Below are 14147 nucleotides of genomic sequence, written 5' to 3'. Positions count from 1 at the left end.
ATTCTGATCAACACAATGCGTTCATTTGGACGCAGACGGTTCTAACCCGGGTGACAGATTGGGCTGCTTCTTGTAGAGGAAACCGCAGGGCGTATCAGATGCGCCCTCGTTAATGCCCATCGTTTGCAGCGATGTTGCACGATAGGGGCTCCCGATTTTACCGGTCATGGACCGGACCAGTATGCTGAGGAAAATCATGAAGCTGCCTGAACGCCTGGATGATCTGACGGATGGATATGATGCGATCTTCTGTGATGTCTGGGGTGTTCTTCACAACGGCGAGGTTGCATTTGCGCCAGCTGTTGCCGCTTTGAAGCGTGCGCGTGCCAAAGGATTGACGGTTGTCCTCGTAACAAACGCGCCGCGCCCATATCCGAGCGTGGTTGCACAAATGACGCTCCTTGGCGTGCCGGAAGATGCTTACGACCGTGTTGTGACGTCGGGTGATGTGACCCGTGACCTTATTATCGAAGGTCCGCGCAAGGTTTTCCATATCGGCAGTGAACGAGAAACCGTCATTTATGACGGCCTTGATGTGGAATTGGTGGAGGAATTTGAGGCCTCGGGCGTTGTCTGCACGGGTCTTTACGATGACGAAACCGAAACACCGGAGAATTATACCGAGTTGTTGCAGCGCCTGCGCTCGCGCAATCTTCCATTCATCTGCGCCAATCCGGATATCATGGTTGAACGCGGCTCGCGCTTGATCTGGTGTGCAGGCGCACTTGCGCGTGATTTTGGCCAGCTTGGCGGACGCACGCTGATTGCAGGCAAGCCACATCGTCCGATTTATGAAGCTGCATCAAAAGCTGTTGAGGAAGTCCGCGGTCATGCCGTCGATAGGAAGCGCATTCTTGGCATTGGCGATGGTGTATTGACCGATGTGAAGGGTGCGGCGGATTATGGTCTGGATGTGCTGTATATTTCGGGCGGTGTCCATGCTGCCGATTATGCCGCTGACGGGAATGTTGATTTTGATAAAATGAATGCTTTTCTACAAAAGCACGGCCATTCTCCAATTGCTTCGCTTTATGCCCTCGTCTGATATTTTCGAGAAACTGCTTCGATCATGACAAAACCTGCTTTTCAGCGTCTTTCAGGAACCGATGCATTGCCGATTAACCTGCGCGACTGTGTGGTGGCGATCGGCAATTTTGACGGTGTCCATCGCGGCCATCAGGCCGTGCTGGAGCGTGCGCTGGAACTCGCACACAGGAACGGCCTGCCTGCAATCGTGCTAACTTTCGAGCCGCACCCACGCAGTTTCTTCAAGCCGAACGAGCCTATTGAACGCCTTACGGATGCTGTTGAAAAGGCCGAGATTTTACGACATATGGGATTTGATGCGGTTGTTGAGCAGCCGTTTACCGCCGATTTCTCAGCGCAGTCGGCAGAAGATTTCGTGCGCAATATCCTTGTCGAGCGGCTGCATGCCAACCGGGTTGTCACGGGTTACGATTTTCATTTCGGAAAGGGGCGTCGGGGCACACCCCAATTTCTTGAGGACGCTGGTCAATCGTCAGGTTTCAGCGTGTCGCTGGTGGATGCGTTCGGTGATGAAGGTGGAAGTCTCGTTTCCTCGACGCGTGTGCGTGCTCTCTTGTGCGAAGGCGAAGTCGCCGAAGCCGCGGGACTGCTTGGCTATCGCTACCGGGTCAGCGGGGAAATCATTCATGGCCAGAAGCTTGGGCGCACGTTGGGTTTTCCAACCGCAAATATGACCATCGACGATCATGTCAGCTTGAAGCACGGAATTTATGCCGTCCGCTTCCGTGGGGCTGACGGTATATTGCATGACGGTGTTGCGAGTTTTGGTCGCCGCCCGACTGTTGCGAGCGATGGCAAGCCATTGCTTGAAACATTCGTTTTTGATTTTTCGGGCGATCTCTATGGCGAAATTGCCGAAGTATCCTTCTTTGGCTATTTGCGCGGCGAAGTGAAGTTTGACGGGCTCGATCCACTTATCGAACAGATGAAGCGCGATGAAGAAGAAGCACGCGCTCTGCTGGCAGGCGCAAAGCCACTGTCCGAGCTTGATCGTCTTCTATCGTTTCCTGCTTGATCTAAAAAAGCTAGAAAAAGTTGTAGTATTTTCTACCTTAGATTTAAGTTTAATTTTACATATTCCGTTCAAACAGTATTAAATGCCCGCAAAGTTTACGGGGCACTGTTTATCGGAGTTTCATGTGACGCGTATTGTTCCTCTTGCCTTTGTTACAGGCGCAGCATTGTTCGTAGGTCCTTTGTCGGTCGTTGCTGCGGATATGCAGCAGACGGACGTATATGCGGCTGAGGAAGTGAAACCCGTCCGCAAATACTTCTGGTCGGGCGACTGGTATCTCAAGGTCGGTGCTGCTGGTCTTGTTGCTCCGAAATTCGAAGGTTCCAGCAAGTATAAGTTTTCGGCGCAGCCTCTGGTCTCGCTCGGTCGGCAGGGCGAAGCAGAGCGCTTTTCTTCCCGTAACGACAACGTATCCTTTGCGGTGATCGATACGGATCGCTTCCGTGTTGGTGCGACGGGCAAGCTTCTGTTCAAGCGCGATACCGATATTGATGGCATTCACGAAACCAAGTTCGGCGGTGAAGCCGGTGGCTTCGTTGATGTCTATCCAACCGATTGGCTGCGTTTCCGTGGTGAAGTGCGTCAAGGAATTCGCGCCCACAAGGGCGTTGTTGCTGATGTTGCAGCAGACGCATTTTATGATGTGACGCCAGTTATCCGCGTTTCGGCTGGCCCACGTGCAACCTTCGCGTCCAAAGATTACTTCAAAACCTATTATGGTGTGACGGCCGAGGAAGCGGCTGCATCTGGGGTCAAGGAATATCGTCCAGGCGGCGGTTGGGAATCGGTGGGTGTTGGTGGTGCGGTTACCTGGAAGGCGACTGACAAAATCGATACCAGCCTGTTCGGTGAATATGGTCGTCTTCAAGGGCCTGCAAAGGATTCCAGCATCGTGAAGCAACACGGCTCACGCGATCAATTTATGGTTGGCCTTGCAGCGACCTACCGCTTCGATTTCTCGCTTGATTGATAAAATCAGGTCAATCTGTAAAGTTTTAGAGGGCAGGGCTGCAAGTTTATTGCGTCCTGCCTCTTTATTCCTGCGAAGGTCATTGCTAAAAGCGTGCCCATGATGACGGATTTTCGGCATATCATCGCGGCCATACGAATTATTGGCCCGGCCTTCCTCTAAGCCTTGATGGCGTTGCGTGAAACGCAATGCATGGCAGGAAGGTCCGGGAACGACCGGCTGTGCCTCGCAGCCTTTTGAATTTTCCCGGCTGTATGTTGCAGCCTCCTGAACTTTCAGCATTTTCGCCCGCCATATTGCTGCGCGGGATTGACAGGCAAGTAATAAAATGACCGAGACGACTGCCAAGATCGACTATTCCAAAACTCTCAACCTGCCACAGACCGAGTTTCCAATGCGTGCGGGACTGCCTGCGCGCGAGCCTTTGTTTGTGCAGCGCTGGGAGGAAATGAACCTCTATAAAAAGCTGCGTGAAGACGCGAAGGATCGTCCGCTTTATGTGCTGCATGACGGCCCCCCTTATGCAAATGGCAACATCCATATCGGTCATGCGCTGAACAAGATCCTCAAGGATGTCATCACGCGCTCATTCCAGATGCGCGGCTTCAACTCGAATTATGTGCCGGGCTGGGATTGTCACGGCCTGCCGATCGAGTGGAAGATTGAAGAAAAATACCGCGCACAGGGCAAGAACAAGGACGAAGTTGCAATCAACGAATTCCGCAAGGAATGTCGTGAATTTGCGGCTGGCTGGATCAAGGTCCAGTCGGAAGAGTTCAAGCGCCTCGCAATCTGCGGCGATTTTGAAAACCCATACACGACCATGAACTTCCACGCGGAAGCGCGGATTGCTGGTGAACTGTTGAAGTTTGCTGCAACCGGCCAGCTTTATCGCGGATCAAAGCCCGTCATGTGGTCGGTGGTTGAACGCACAGCCCTTGCAGAAGCCGAAGTCGAGTATCACGACATCGAGTCGGATATGATCTGGGTGAAATTCCCGGTGGGTTCGGCTAGTGTTGTGGGAGATGCCAAAAGTGAGCATCTTCTAGATAATTTACTACAAGCTTCTGTTGTTATTTGGACGACGACACCGTGGACGATCCCCGGTAACCGCGCAGTTGCTTACTCTAAGCGCGTTGAATATGGCCTTTATGAAGTAACAAGTGCTGAGAACGAATTCGGACCTCAGCCTGGTGAAAAGCTTATCTTTGCAGACAAACTGGCTGACGAATGCTTCAAGAAGGCAAAGCTTGGATATGAGCGCTTAGATACGGTTAGTACTGAACAACTAGGTGAGATTGAATTACTTCATCCGCTCAAGGGTTTTGGCGGCGGATACGAATTTGTCGTTCCGCTGGTTGCCGGTGATCACGTCACCGACGATGCCGGTACGGGCTTTGTGCACACGGCTCCAAGTCACGGTCGCGAAGACTTTGAGGCATGGACAGAAAATGCCCGTGAGCTGGAAGCTCGCGGCATTGATCCGAGCATCCCGTTCCCAGTTGGCGATGACGGCTATTACACCAAGGATGCGCCGGGCTTTGGTCCGGATCGCGAAGGTGGGCCTGCGCGTGTTATCGATGATAACGGCAAGAAGGGCGATGCGAACGAATCTGTCATCAAGCAGCTGATCGCGACTGACAAACTGTTTGCACGTGGTCGTCTGAAGCATTCCTATCCGCATTCATGGCGCTCGAAGAAGCCGGTTATCTTCCGCAACACGCCGCAATGGTTTGTCTATATGGACAAGAATCTCGGCGATGGCACCACGCTGCGTTCGCGCTCCCTGAAAGCGATTGAAGATACGCGTTTCGTGCCGGCTGCCGGTCAGAATCGTCTTCGTGCCATGATCGAAGGTCGCCCGGACTGGGTGCTTTCGCGTCAGCGCGCATGGGGCGTGCCGATCTGCGTGTTTGCAGATGAAGAAGGCAACATCCTTCAGGACGATGCCGTGAACAAGCGCATCCTTGAAGCGTTCGAGGCAGAAGGTGCGGATGCATGGTTTGCGGACGGTGCACGCGAGCGTTTCCTTGGCAGCCGTTCCAACGAAAACTGGACACAGGTTCGCGACATTCTCGACGTCTGGTTCGATTCTGGTTCGACGCATACTTTCACGCTGGAAGATCGTCCGGACATGAAATGGCCAGCGGACGTTTATCTCGAAGGCTCCGACCAGCATCGCGGCTGGTTCCACTCGTCGCTGCTGGAAAGCTGCGGAACGCGTGGCCGCGCGCCTTACAATGCCGTCGTCACCCATGGTTTCACCATGGACGAGAACGGCAAGAAGATGTCGAAGTCGCTTGGTAACACTGTTACGCCACAAGACGTCATCAAGGATTCCGGCGCGGATATTCTCCGTCTGTGGGTCATGACGACCGACTATTGGGAAGATCAGCGCCTCGGTAAAAGCATCATTCAGACCAATATCGATGCATATCGCAAACTGCGTAACACAATCCGCTGGATGCTGGGCACGCTCGCCCATGATGAAGGCGAAAATGTTCCACATGCAGAACTACCGGAACTCGAGCGTTTGATGCTGCATCGTCTGGCGGAACTCGATGAAGTCGTGCGTTCCGGCTATGACGCGTTTGATTTCAAGCGTATTGCCCGTGCTCTGATCGACTTCATGAATGTCGAGCTTTCGGCTTTCTATTTCGATATCCGCAAGGATGCGCTTTATTGCGATGCGCCATCGAGCGTCCGCCGCAAGGCCGCCCTTCAGACTGTTCGCGAGATTTTTGACCGCGTAACGACCTGGCTTGCTCCAATGCTGCCTTTCACAATGGAAGAAGCTTGGCTCGACCGCTATCCGCAATCTGTTTCGGTGCATCTGGAACAATTCCGCAAAACGCCCGCCGAATGGCGCGACGATGTGCTGGCTGAAAAGTGGCGCAAGGTTCGCAATGTTCGCCGTGTTGTTACGGGTGCTTTGGAACTGGAACGCGCGGATAAGCGCATCGGTTCTTCTCTGGAAGCCGCGCCCGTTGTCTATATCGCGGACAAGAGCCTCGTCGATTCGCTTGAAGGATTGGATTTCGCTGAAATCTGTATCACCAGTGGCATCGATGTGACCGATGCTGCGGCACCTGCTGACGCCTTCACGCTGGACGAAGTCAAGGGCGTTGCAGTTGTTCCGGTTCGTGCAGAAGGTGAGAAGTGCGCGCGTTCGTGGCGATACACCACGGATGTCGGTTCTGACCCGGAATTCCCGGAAGTCTCGGCCCGCGATGCCGCAGCCCTTCACGAATTGAAGGCTCTTGGCAAGCTTTCAGCATAATAATCAAAGGCCCGGCTGCGGTGTGCATCCGGGTTTTTCGCTTCAGGGCTTGCCTTGTAAAGTGAGGACATGGTGAAATAGCGGTTAATATCGCGATTGCCCGTAGAGATGCTCTCATGTACAAGGCTCTCCTTGAGATAAACTTGCAATCTGCCTTGGAGTTGCCGGTTTCTTGCGGCAAGGGTTGAAAAGAAGCCTTTGACGAAGAGAAAATCGACAGGCGTAAAAGAAGTGGCGCTAATGAAGATTGAAGGACGAGTTCTGGTATTGATGACGGCAGTCGCGGGCCTCGCGCTGTCTGGTTGTGTATCGTCGCCGACCTACGGAACGGATAAAACCGCGAGTGCGCAGCTTCTCGACGACGTGTCGAACATGGCAAGCTTTGGTCAGGGCAAGAAAAAAGACCGTATTGATTACAAGCCGCGTCCTGATCTTGTGCGCCCGGGACAGGGTGACAAGGGTGCGTTGCCTGCTCCACAGGAAAGCCTTGCAAGTGCAGGCGATCCGTCATGGCCAGAATCGCCGGAACAGCGCCGCAAGCGTTTGCGTGATGAAATCACTGCAAACCGCGACAATCCAAATTTCGTTTCGCCTGTTGAGCAGGACGTACCTGTCGCAGACAATCTCCGTGCGTCATTGCCGAGCGGTGCCAGCCGTCGCGAAGATTATGCATCGCGTACACCGACTTTCGATCCAGCGAGAGTTGCTGAGTTGAAGAAGCAGCGCGCAGAGCAGACACAAGGCACGTCAACCAATCGCCGTTATCTGAGCGAACCGCCACTTGGTTATCGCCAGCCCGCAACAACAGCAGCTATTGGTGATATGGGCCAGGATGAGGCGCAGAAAGAACGCGAGCGCAAGAAAGCAGCTGGCGGCGGCAAGAGCTGGCGCGACCTGCTGCCTTGGAACTAATCTCTATAGTATAGATTTTCATAGTTGCGGAAGCCGGAAGAAAAAATCTTCCGGCTTCTTTTTTGTGTCAATACCAATTTGCAGTTGGAAAAGACAAAATGATCTGTAGTGCGTAATATAAAATATTAATTATTTTTAATGTTATCTGTTCTGAATAATATTTGATTTCAATCAACGAATATATTCTGGCAATGCGTATTCTACCGATTTTTGGGACGTAAGGTGAAGTAATGAATAAGATAAATTCGATTTGGGATGGCCCCAATGGTTATGGCGCCATCAGTCGCATGTTTCATTGGTTGATGGCCGCACTTTTTCTGTGGCAGTTCATATCTGCTGCACTGCGGATATTCGTCAAGGATACGCCGCTTTATAGTTTCTTTTGGTCAGCGCACTTCACGATTGGCTTTTCTCTGCTGGTACTGGTTCTGCTGCGTGGAATTTGGGGGGTACTAAATCTTTCCAGTCGTCCGCATAAGCCCGGTGTGATGAGTAAGCTTGCAGGCTTCGGCCATCTGGTGATTTACGCGCTTATGTTTGCAGTGCCTGCGCTTGCACTACTCCGGAGCTATGGCAATGGCCGTGGCTTTTCGGTCTTCGGCATCCAGCTATTCGAACAGACTGGAGTGCAGAACGCAGCATTAACCGCGCCGGGCAACGCGCTTCACGGTCTTCTTGGCTGGGTATTGCTTGCCGTTATTGTCGGACATGTGCTGATGGCGCTGATCCATCATTTTGCGCTGCGTGATAATACTCTGCGCCACATGACGGGACATCGGGTGGCAAATTAAGCTTCGCTCATCGCTTTTCGCGAAAAAAATCCCGGAGAATTTTCTGGGCTTTCTCTTCGGAGAAGCCCGCATAAATTTCTGGAACGTGATGGCATGTGGGCTGTGTGTAGAAACGCGGCCCATATTCCACGCCGCCCCCTTTAGGGTCAGCGGCGCCATAATAAAGACGGCGGATGCGGGCAAAGGAGATTGCGGCTGCACACATCGCGCACGGTTCAAGCGTCACATAGAGATCGCAGTCGAGCAAGCGTTCGGAGTTAAGTGCTTCTCCTGCCTGACGAATTACAAGCACTTCTGCATGGGCTGTAACGTCGTTTAATTCTCGCGTACGGTTGCCTGCTCTGGCAATAATCTCGCCTTCATGCACAATGACTGCACCGATTGGCACCTCACCACGAAGGGCTGCAGATTTCGCTTCTTCCAGCGCAATCTCCATCGGTGTCGCCACTTTTGGGCGTGAAATGTCTGCAACCTTTTTCAAGCCAACCTCATTTCGTGCCTTGGACAGGGAAATTTCGCTCGCAAGCCATTGAGCGATTTGTTACTGCATAAGTCACGAAATCAAAACCGATTTGCAAACGGATTTATACAGCGTTCTTGACCGAGCGGTTCTTTGCCAGCCTCAAAGAGGCGAAAGACGACACGGCGGCGCTGCTGAAAGGCCAATACCAGATGAGCACAGAAGACGATAACAAGGGCGGTCGACGTCCCCCGCATGGACGTGGTGAAGGACGTGGCGATCGCTCAGGCAGCAGTCGTGGTGAACGTGGCGAACGACGTTCGGGTCCTCGTGATGACAGGCCTCGCCGTGACGATGATCGTGGCGGACCGCGTAAGTTTGGATCGCGCGACACGCAAGAGGGTGAGGATACCAGCGAGCGCATTGCCAAGCGTCTTGCACGTGCAGGCATTGCATCGCGCCGCGAAGCCGAGACCATGATTGCGGCAGGCCGCATCTCTGTAAACGGTAAGGTGCTTGAAAGCCCCGCGGTGAACGTGAAGCGCACCGACGTCATCACGGTTGATGGCAAGCAGTTGAAGCAGGCTGAGCGGACGCGTCTCTGGCTCTATCACAAGCCTGCAGGTCTTGTGACGACCAATCGTGATCCAGAGGGTCGCCCGACTGTTTTTGAGGCGCTTCCTCCGGAAATGCCGCGCGTGCTTTCGGTTGGTCGTCTCGACATTAATACCGAAGGTCTGCTTCTGCTCACCAATGATGGTGGTCTGTCGCGCGTTCTGGAATTGCCTTCCACCGGCTGGTTGCGCCGCTATCGCGTTCGCGCCCATGGCAAGGTCACACAAGCACAGCTCGATGAGCTGAAAAACGGTATCGCGGTAGATGGTGTCTTCTATGGCAGCATTGAAGCAACGCTTGAGCGTGAGCAGGGCGCCAATGTCTGGATTTCTATCGGTCTGCGCGAAGGCAAGAACCGCGAAGTCAAGAACATCCTTGGTGCACTTGGCCTGACAGTTGGTCGTCTGATCCGCGTTTCGTTTGGTCCTTTCCAGCTCGGCGATCTTGAAGAGGGTGCGGTTCGTGAAATTCGCGGACGTATTCTGCGCGATCAGCTTGGTGAAAAGCTCGTTGAAGAATCCGGCGCGGATTTCGATGCGCCCGTTCTGAACGAATTTTCCAACACCATTGTTCAGGGCCGCACTGCGCGTGAAATGGAACAGCGCGAGCCGCGTGAGCAGGAGGGCGAATATCGCCGTCAGCCGCGTGAGCGCGAATGGATATCCAGCCAGCCGGAGCGCCGCAAGCGTCCGGAAAAGAAAGAAGACAAGGTTGAACCGCGTCGTCGTGGTGGCGTGAATGTCTGGATGGCATCCGGCGCACGTCCGCAAGGCGAAAAAGCTGCGGCAGAAAAAGCCGCGCGTGCTACGGCTCGCGGTGAACGCGCCAGCCGCTCGGAAGGTGATTTCAAATCGCGTCCACGCCGTTTCGAGGATGGCGATCAGCGTCGTGACGAGGGCCGTGAAGATCGCTCACGTCGCTTTGAGGGACGTTCAGAAGGACGCCCGGCAAGCCGTCCTCCGCGCGGAGAAGGCGATTTCCAGTCACGTCCACGTCGTTTCAATGATGGTGATCAGCGTCGTGAAGAAGGTCGTGATGATCGTCCTCGCCGCTTTGAAGGCCGTTCGGAAGGCAGACCAGAGGGTCGTTATGAGCCGCGTGCGCCACGTCCGGAAGGTCGCGATGATCGCAAGCAAGAGCGCCGTCCAGGTAAGCGCGAGCGCGCTGAACTAAAGAGCGGTGGCGGCGAAAGATCATCGGGCGGATATGAAGGCCGTAGCTTCGGTAAGCCTTCGGGCCCACGCAGCAGCGGTCCGCGTTCTGGTGGTGCCGAAGGTCGTGGCCCGTCGAAGGGCGGCGGCGGCTTTGGCAAGGGCCCGGATCGTGGCGGCTCAGGCGGCAAGCCAAGCAACGGCCGATCCGGCGATGGAAAGCCACGCGGTGGCAAGCCAGGGGGTAGCGGTGCGGATCGTCGGCGGTAAATTCCGCGGGCGCGCGCTCGTCACACCGTCCACAAATTCCATTCGTCCGACCACTGACCGAACGCGGGAAAGCCTTTTCAATATTCTTGCGCACAGCTTCCCGGACAAGGTTGAAGGCGGGCGTGTTCTGGACCTCTTTGCAGGGACAGGTGCGCTCGGCCTTGAAGCGCTTTCTCGCGGCGCTCGCTATGCCGTTTTTGTCGAAGAATCGGCGGAAGGGCGCGGCATTCTTCGTCAGAACATCGAAGCTTTTGGTCTGCAGGGCCAAACCAAGGTTTTACGCCGCGATGCCTGCAAGCTTGGCGAAGCAGGTACGATGGAACCGTTCGATCTGATTTTTGCTGATCCGCCCTATGGTCGTCGCATGGGTGAAAAAGCACTTTTATCAGCACTTGAAGGCAGTTGGCTTAATCCTGACGCACTTCTCGTGCTTGAAGAAGATGCAGAAGCATCGCTTGAACTGGATGAACGATTCGTCGTTCATGAAGAGCGGAATTATGGTGGCACCATCATTCGGCTTATCCAGTTGAAAGCGGATTGACGATTTATCCGAAACCGGGTCACCGGTTTCGGAAGCAAAGTGAATTTTGAATAAAGAGCATGTCTCCCAAAAGTGGGAACCGGTTTTGGGACAAAGACATGCGTGAAACAAATAAATAGAGCATTTCTATCTATTCAGCTTAGACAGGAAATGCTCTGGATCTTGCCGCTCGCCAGTCATTTCAAAATGGTCAGGGCGGAATGCAACTGATTGGAGATGTCGTTTGGTGCAAACCCCCTCACTCCGGCACTTTTTGTTGTCCACCGCCCTTGGTTTGGCGTTGGCTCTGCCACTTGCAATAGGCTCGGTTCAGGCGCAGACGCCCGCACCGGCAGCTGCAACCGAGACTACTCAGCCTCCGGCCCAAACAAATCTGCCAGAAATCACGAAATCCGAAGATATCAGCAGCTTTACCCTCGAAAATGGATTGAAGGTCGTGGTTATTCCCGATCATCGCGCCCCGGTGGTCACGCAGATGATCTGGTATCATGTCGGGTCGGCTGATGAGGCGCCCGGCAAATCCGGCATTGCGCATTTTCTCGAACACCTGATGTTCAAGGGCACGAAGACCTACCCGGCTGGCGAGTTTTCCGCGAAGATTGCAGCCATTGGCGGTCAGGAAAATGCATTCACCTCGTATGACTACACCGCCTATTTCCAGCGTGTCGCCCCCGATGCGCTAGAAATGGTGATGGGTTACGAATCGGACCGCATGGCCAATCTGGTGCTCGACGAAGAGGCGGTAACGACTGAGCGCGAGGTTATTCTTGAAGAGCGTCGTATGCGTGTGGATTCAAATCCCGCAGCGATGTTGATGGAAAACACCGACGCCGTGCTCTATTACAATCATCCTTATCGTGTGCCTGTGATTGGCTGGCGACAGGAAATGGAGAAACTCAGCCTCAAGGATGCGGTCGATTTCTACCAGCAATATTACACCCCGAATAATGCAACGCTGGTGATTGCCGGTGACGTGACGCCTGAACGCGTGCGCGATCTTGTCATGAAGACCTGGGCTACGATCCCCAAGCGCGCCGAAGTTCTGCCGCGCGAGCGTCCGCAGGAGCCGGTCAAGCACGCGGCTCGCGTTGTGACGCTGCATGATGATCGTGTGAGCACACCATCGTTCCGTGTGTCGTGGCTGGTGCCGTCTTATTCCAATGAGAAGCGCTTTCCGAATGTGAAGGCCGGTGATGCGCCAGCACTCGATCTTTTGAGCGAAATTCTCGGTGGTTCGTTGCGCTCGCGTCTTTATCAGGAGTTGATCGTCAAGCAGGGCATCGCATCCAACACGGGGGCGAGCTATGATGGCGATCCGCTCGATGACGGCACGTTCTCGGTTTACGGTTCGCCACAGAATGGCAAGACGCTGGCCGATGTGGAGAAGGCAGTTAACGCTGAAGTTGCACGTATCATCAAGGACGGTGTGACACAGACTGAGCTCGACCAAGCCCGCAATCGCTTCCTGAAAGCTGTCACATTCGCGCGCGACAGTCAGTCCGGCATGGCCCGTATTTATGGTTCTACGCTCTCCATTGGCCAGAACATTGAAGATATTCAGAAATGGCCGGATGTGATCAAGGGTGTCACCGTCGAGCAGATAAAAGATGCTGCGAGCCGCTATCTGGTGAAAAATCAGTCTGTGACAAGCTATTTGCTGCCGCCGGATACCGATCCTGAAAATGCACGTGAAAATCCGAATGCTGCCGTTGGCAATGCAAGTGAGAATGGCGCGGGAGGAGCAATCCAGTGAGCAAAGCTATTGCGTTGAATGTTAATCGTGCAAAGACCGCGATGATGGCATTGGCAACATCCATGATGTTGCTGGTGGTTCTGAACCTTCCAGCATACGCAATCGAGATTCAGGAAGTCGTTTCGCCAAAGGGCATCAAAGCCTGGCTGGTTGAAGACAGTTCCGTACCGCTCATTTCCATGCGCTTTTCGTTCAAGGGTGGCTCGTCGCAAGACCCAGGTGGCAAGGAAGGTCTTGCCAATCTGATGACGGGTCTTTTCGATGAAGGGGCTGGCGACCTCGATTCCGACAGTTTTCAGGAACGCATCGATAATCTTGGTGCGGAGATGAGCTTCTCGGCTTCTCCCGATTCGGTTGCCGGCAGTATCCGTATGCTTGCTGAGAACCGTGACGCAGTGAACGACCTTCTGGCGCTTGCTGTTAACAAGCCGCGCTTTGATCAGGATGCAATTGACCGTATTCGTCAGCAGGTGGTGGCGAGCCTCGAAGCTTCGCAGCGCAATCCTTCGACCATCGCCTCGCGAAAATTCTCCGAAGTTCTCTATGGCAACCATCCTTATGGCCGCCCGGATGAAGGCACGGTTAAATCACTGCAATCAATCAGCCGCGAAGACCTTGTCAATTTCCACCGCAAGAACTTTGCTCGTGATCGTCTGACGATCGGCGTTGTGGGTTCGATCAACGCCAAGGATCTCGGCGAAATGCTCGACAAGGTATTCGGCGATCTGCCTGCAAATGCTGAGCTGGTGCCGGTGCCCGATGCGAAACTCGCACTTGGCACGACGACAAGCCTCAGCTTTGACATGCCGCAGACATCGATCAGTTTTGTCTATCCGGCAGTTCCCCGCAAAGATCCGGAGTTCTTCGCTTCTTACCTGATGAATCATATTCTGGGTGGCGGTTTCACCTCGCGTCTTTATGCAGAAGTGCGTGAGAAGCGCGGTCTGGCCTATTCGGTGTCATCGTCGATGGCACTGCGTGATCACGTATCGGCGCTGACGATTTCGACTGCAACACGACCTGAAAAGGCGCAGGAATCGCTCAAGATCATTCGTGAGCAAGTCGCTGCGATGGCAAATGATGGTCCGACAGAAGCCGAGCTTGCTGCAGCCAAGAGCTATCTCAAAGGCTCTTATGCCGTAAACAATCTCGATTCTTCGGTATCGATTGCCGACACGCTTGTTGGCCTTCAGGAAGCCGGACTTGATCGTGATTACATCGACAGGCGTGCTGAACTGATTGATGCGGTGACGCTTGATCAGGTGAAAGCTATTGCCAAAAAGCTTTTGGAAGCTGAACCTGCAATTCTGATTTTTGGCCCAGCCCAGTCGTAAGCCTATAT

Annotated in this window: 12 protein-coding genes; 10 read left to right on the top strand and 2 right to left on the bottom strand. The window is 53.9% G+C overall.

Annotated features, from left to right (window positions below; genetic code table 11):
• The first annotated feature begins 196 nt into the window (after window positions 1–196).
• From CEV33_RS21825 to CEV33_RS21815, 3 genes are all read left to right on the top strand, one after another.
• Window positions 197–1045, top strand: a complete 849-nt coding sequence (locus CEV33_RS21825; RefSeq protein ID WP_094542467.1) for a TIGR01459 family HAD-type hydrolase — start codon at window positions 197–199, stop codon at window positions 1043–1045.
• A gap of 24 nt (window positions 1046–1069) precedes the next feature.
• Entirely contained in the window at window positions 1070–2062 is a 993-nt protein-coding gene (locus tag CEV33_RS21820) for a bifunctional riboflavin kinase/FAD synthetase (protein ID WP_094542466.1), read from the top strand.
• A 202-nt stretch (window positions 2063–2264) separates the two neighbouring features.
• Window positions 2265–3032, top strand: coding sequence for a MipA/OmpV family protein (locus CEV33_RS21815; RefSeq protein ID WP_235818506.1), 768 nt, complete (start codon window positions 2265–2267; stop codon window positions 3030–3032).
• Here the strand turns inward: CEV33_RS21815 and CEV33_RS23835 are convergent.
• On the bottom strand, window positions 2970–3380 hold the full coding sequence (locus tag CEV33_RS23835) for a hypothetical protein (RefSeq protein WP_141211615.1): 411 nt from the start codon (window positions 3378–3380) through the stop codon (window positions 2970–2972). The genes CEV33_RS21815 and CEV33_RS23835 overlap by 63 nt on opposite strands.
• Between CEV33_RS23835 and ileS the strand changes: the two genes are divergently transcribed.
• From ileS to CEV33_RS21800, 3 genes are all read left to right on the top strand, one after another.
• Entirely contained in the window at window positions 3361–6312 is a 2952-nt protein-coding gene (gene ileS / locus CEV33_RS21810; protein ID WP_094542464.1) for an isoleucine--tRNA ligase, read from the top strand. The two genes, CEV33_RS23835 and ileS, sit on opposite strands and share 20 nt — an antisense overlap.
• A gap of 240 nt (window positions 6313–6552) precedes the next feature.
• Entirely contained in the window at window positions 6553–7224 is a 672-nt protein-coding gene (locus CEV33_RS21805) for a hypothetical protein (RefSeq protein WP_094542463.1), read from the top strand.
• Window positions 7225–7454: 230 nt separating this feature from the next.
• Window positions 7455–8015, top strand: coding sequence for a cytochrome b (locus CEV33_RS21800; RefSeq protein WP_094542462.1), 561 nt, complete (start codon window positions 7455–7457; stop codon window positions 8013–8015).
• Window positions 8016–8022: 7 nt separating this feature from the next.
• Here the strand turns inward: CEV33_RS21800 and CEV33_RS21795 are convergent, their stop codons facing one another.
• Window positions 8023–8451 carry a nucleoside deaminase gene (locus tag CEV33_RS21795; protein ID WP_374818472.1) on the bottom strand — a complete coding sequence of 143 codons (429 nt, stop codon included), beginning with the start codon at window positions 8449–8451 and terminating at the stop codon, window positions 8023–8025.
• Window positions 8452–8687: 236 nt separating this feature from the next.
• On the opposite strand from CEV33_RS21795, the gene CEV33_RS21790 reads away from it, so the two are divergent.
• The 4 genes from CEV33_RS21790 to CEV33_RS21775 all read left to right on the top strand — a co-directional run bounded on the left by CEV33_RS21790 (window position 8688) and on the right by CEV33_RS21775 (window position 14139).
• On the top strand, window positions 8688–10511 hold the full coding sequence (locus CEV33_RS21790; protein WP_094542599.1) for a pseudouridine synthase: 1824 nt from the start codon (window positions 8688–8690) through the stop codon (window positions 10509–10511).
• A complete protein-coding gene (rsmD, locus tag CEV33_RS21785; RefSeq protein ID WP_328588599.1) occupies window positions 10492–11052 on the top strand; it encodes a 16S rRNA (guanine(966)-N(2))-methyltransferase RsmD in 561 nt (186 codons plus the stop codon). The genes CEV33_RS21790 and rsmD overlap by 20 nt, the downstream gene beginning before the upstream one ends.
• Window positions 11053–11278: 226 nt before the next feature.
• Complete coding sequence (locus CEV33_RS21780) at window positions 11279–12805, top strand: M16 family metallopeptidase (protein WP_094542598.1); 1527 nt, start codon at window positions 11279–11281, stop codon at window positions 12803–12805.
• A gap of 41 nt (window positions 12806–12846) precedes the next feature.
• Window positions 12847–14139, top strand: a complete 1293-nt coding sequence (locus tag CEV33_RS21775) for a M16 family metallopeptidase (RefSeq protein WP_235818505.1) — start codon at window positions 12847–12849, stop codon at window positions 14137–14139.
• The last annotated feature ends 8 nt before the right edge of the window (window positions 14140–14147 follow it).

It is taken from the genome of Brucella grignonensis (assembly GCF_002252505.1).
Classification (GTDB): domain Bacteria; phylum Pseudomonadota; class Alphaproteobacteria; order Rhizobiales; family Rhizobiaceae; genus Brucella; species Brucella grignonensis.
The sequence above is the reverse complement of the archived record's forward strand: the minus strand, read 5'-3'. Positions and strand labels throughout refer to the sequence as shown.

Bases quoted from the DNA above. Each gene is read 5' to 3' on its own strand.
- CEV33_RS21775 (WP_235818505.1), top strand. From the start codon at position 12,847: ATGATGGCATTGGCAACATCCATGATGTTGCTGGTGGTTCTGAACCTT.
- CEV33_RS21790 (WP_094542599.1), top strand. From the start codon at position 8,688: ATGAGCACAGAAGACGATAACAAGGGCGGTCGACGTCCCCCGCATGGA.
- CEV33_RS21805 (WP_094542463.1), top strand. From the start codon at position 6,553: ATGAAGATTGAAGGACGAGTTCTGGTATTGATGACGGCAGTCGCGGGC.
- ileS (WP_094542464.1), top strand. From the start codon at position 3,361: ATGACCGAGACGACTGCCAAGATCGACTATTCCAAAACTCTCAACCTG.
- CEV33_RS21820 (WP_094542466.1), top strand. From the start codon at position 1,070: ATGACAAAACCTGCTTTTCAGCGTCTTTCAGGAACCGATGCATTGCCG.
- CEV33_RS21825 (WP_094542467.1), top strand. From the start codon at position 197: ATGAAGCTGCCTGAACGCCTGGATGATCTGACGGATGGATATGATGCG.
- CEV33_RS21800 (WP_094542462.1), top strand. From the start codon at position 7,455: ATGAATAAGATAAATTCGATTTGGGATGGCCCCAATGGTTATGGCGCC.
- CEV33_RS21815 (WP_235818506.1), top strand. From the start codon at position 2,265: ATGCAGCAGACGGACGTATATGCGGCTGAGGAAGTGAAACCCGTCCGC.
- CEV33_RS21795 (WP_374818472.1), bottom strand. From the start codon at position 8,451: ATGGAGATTGCGCTGGAAGAAGCGAAATCTGCAGCCCTTCGTGGTGAG.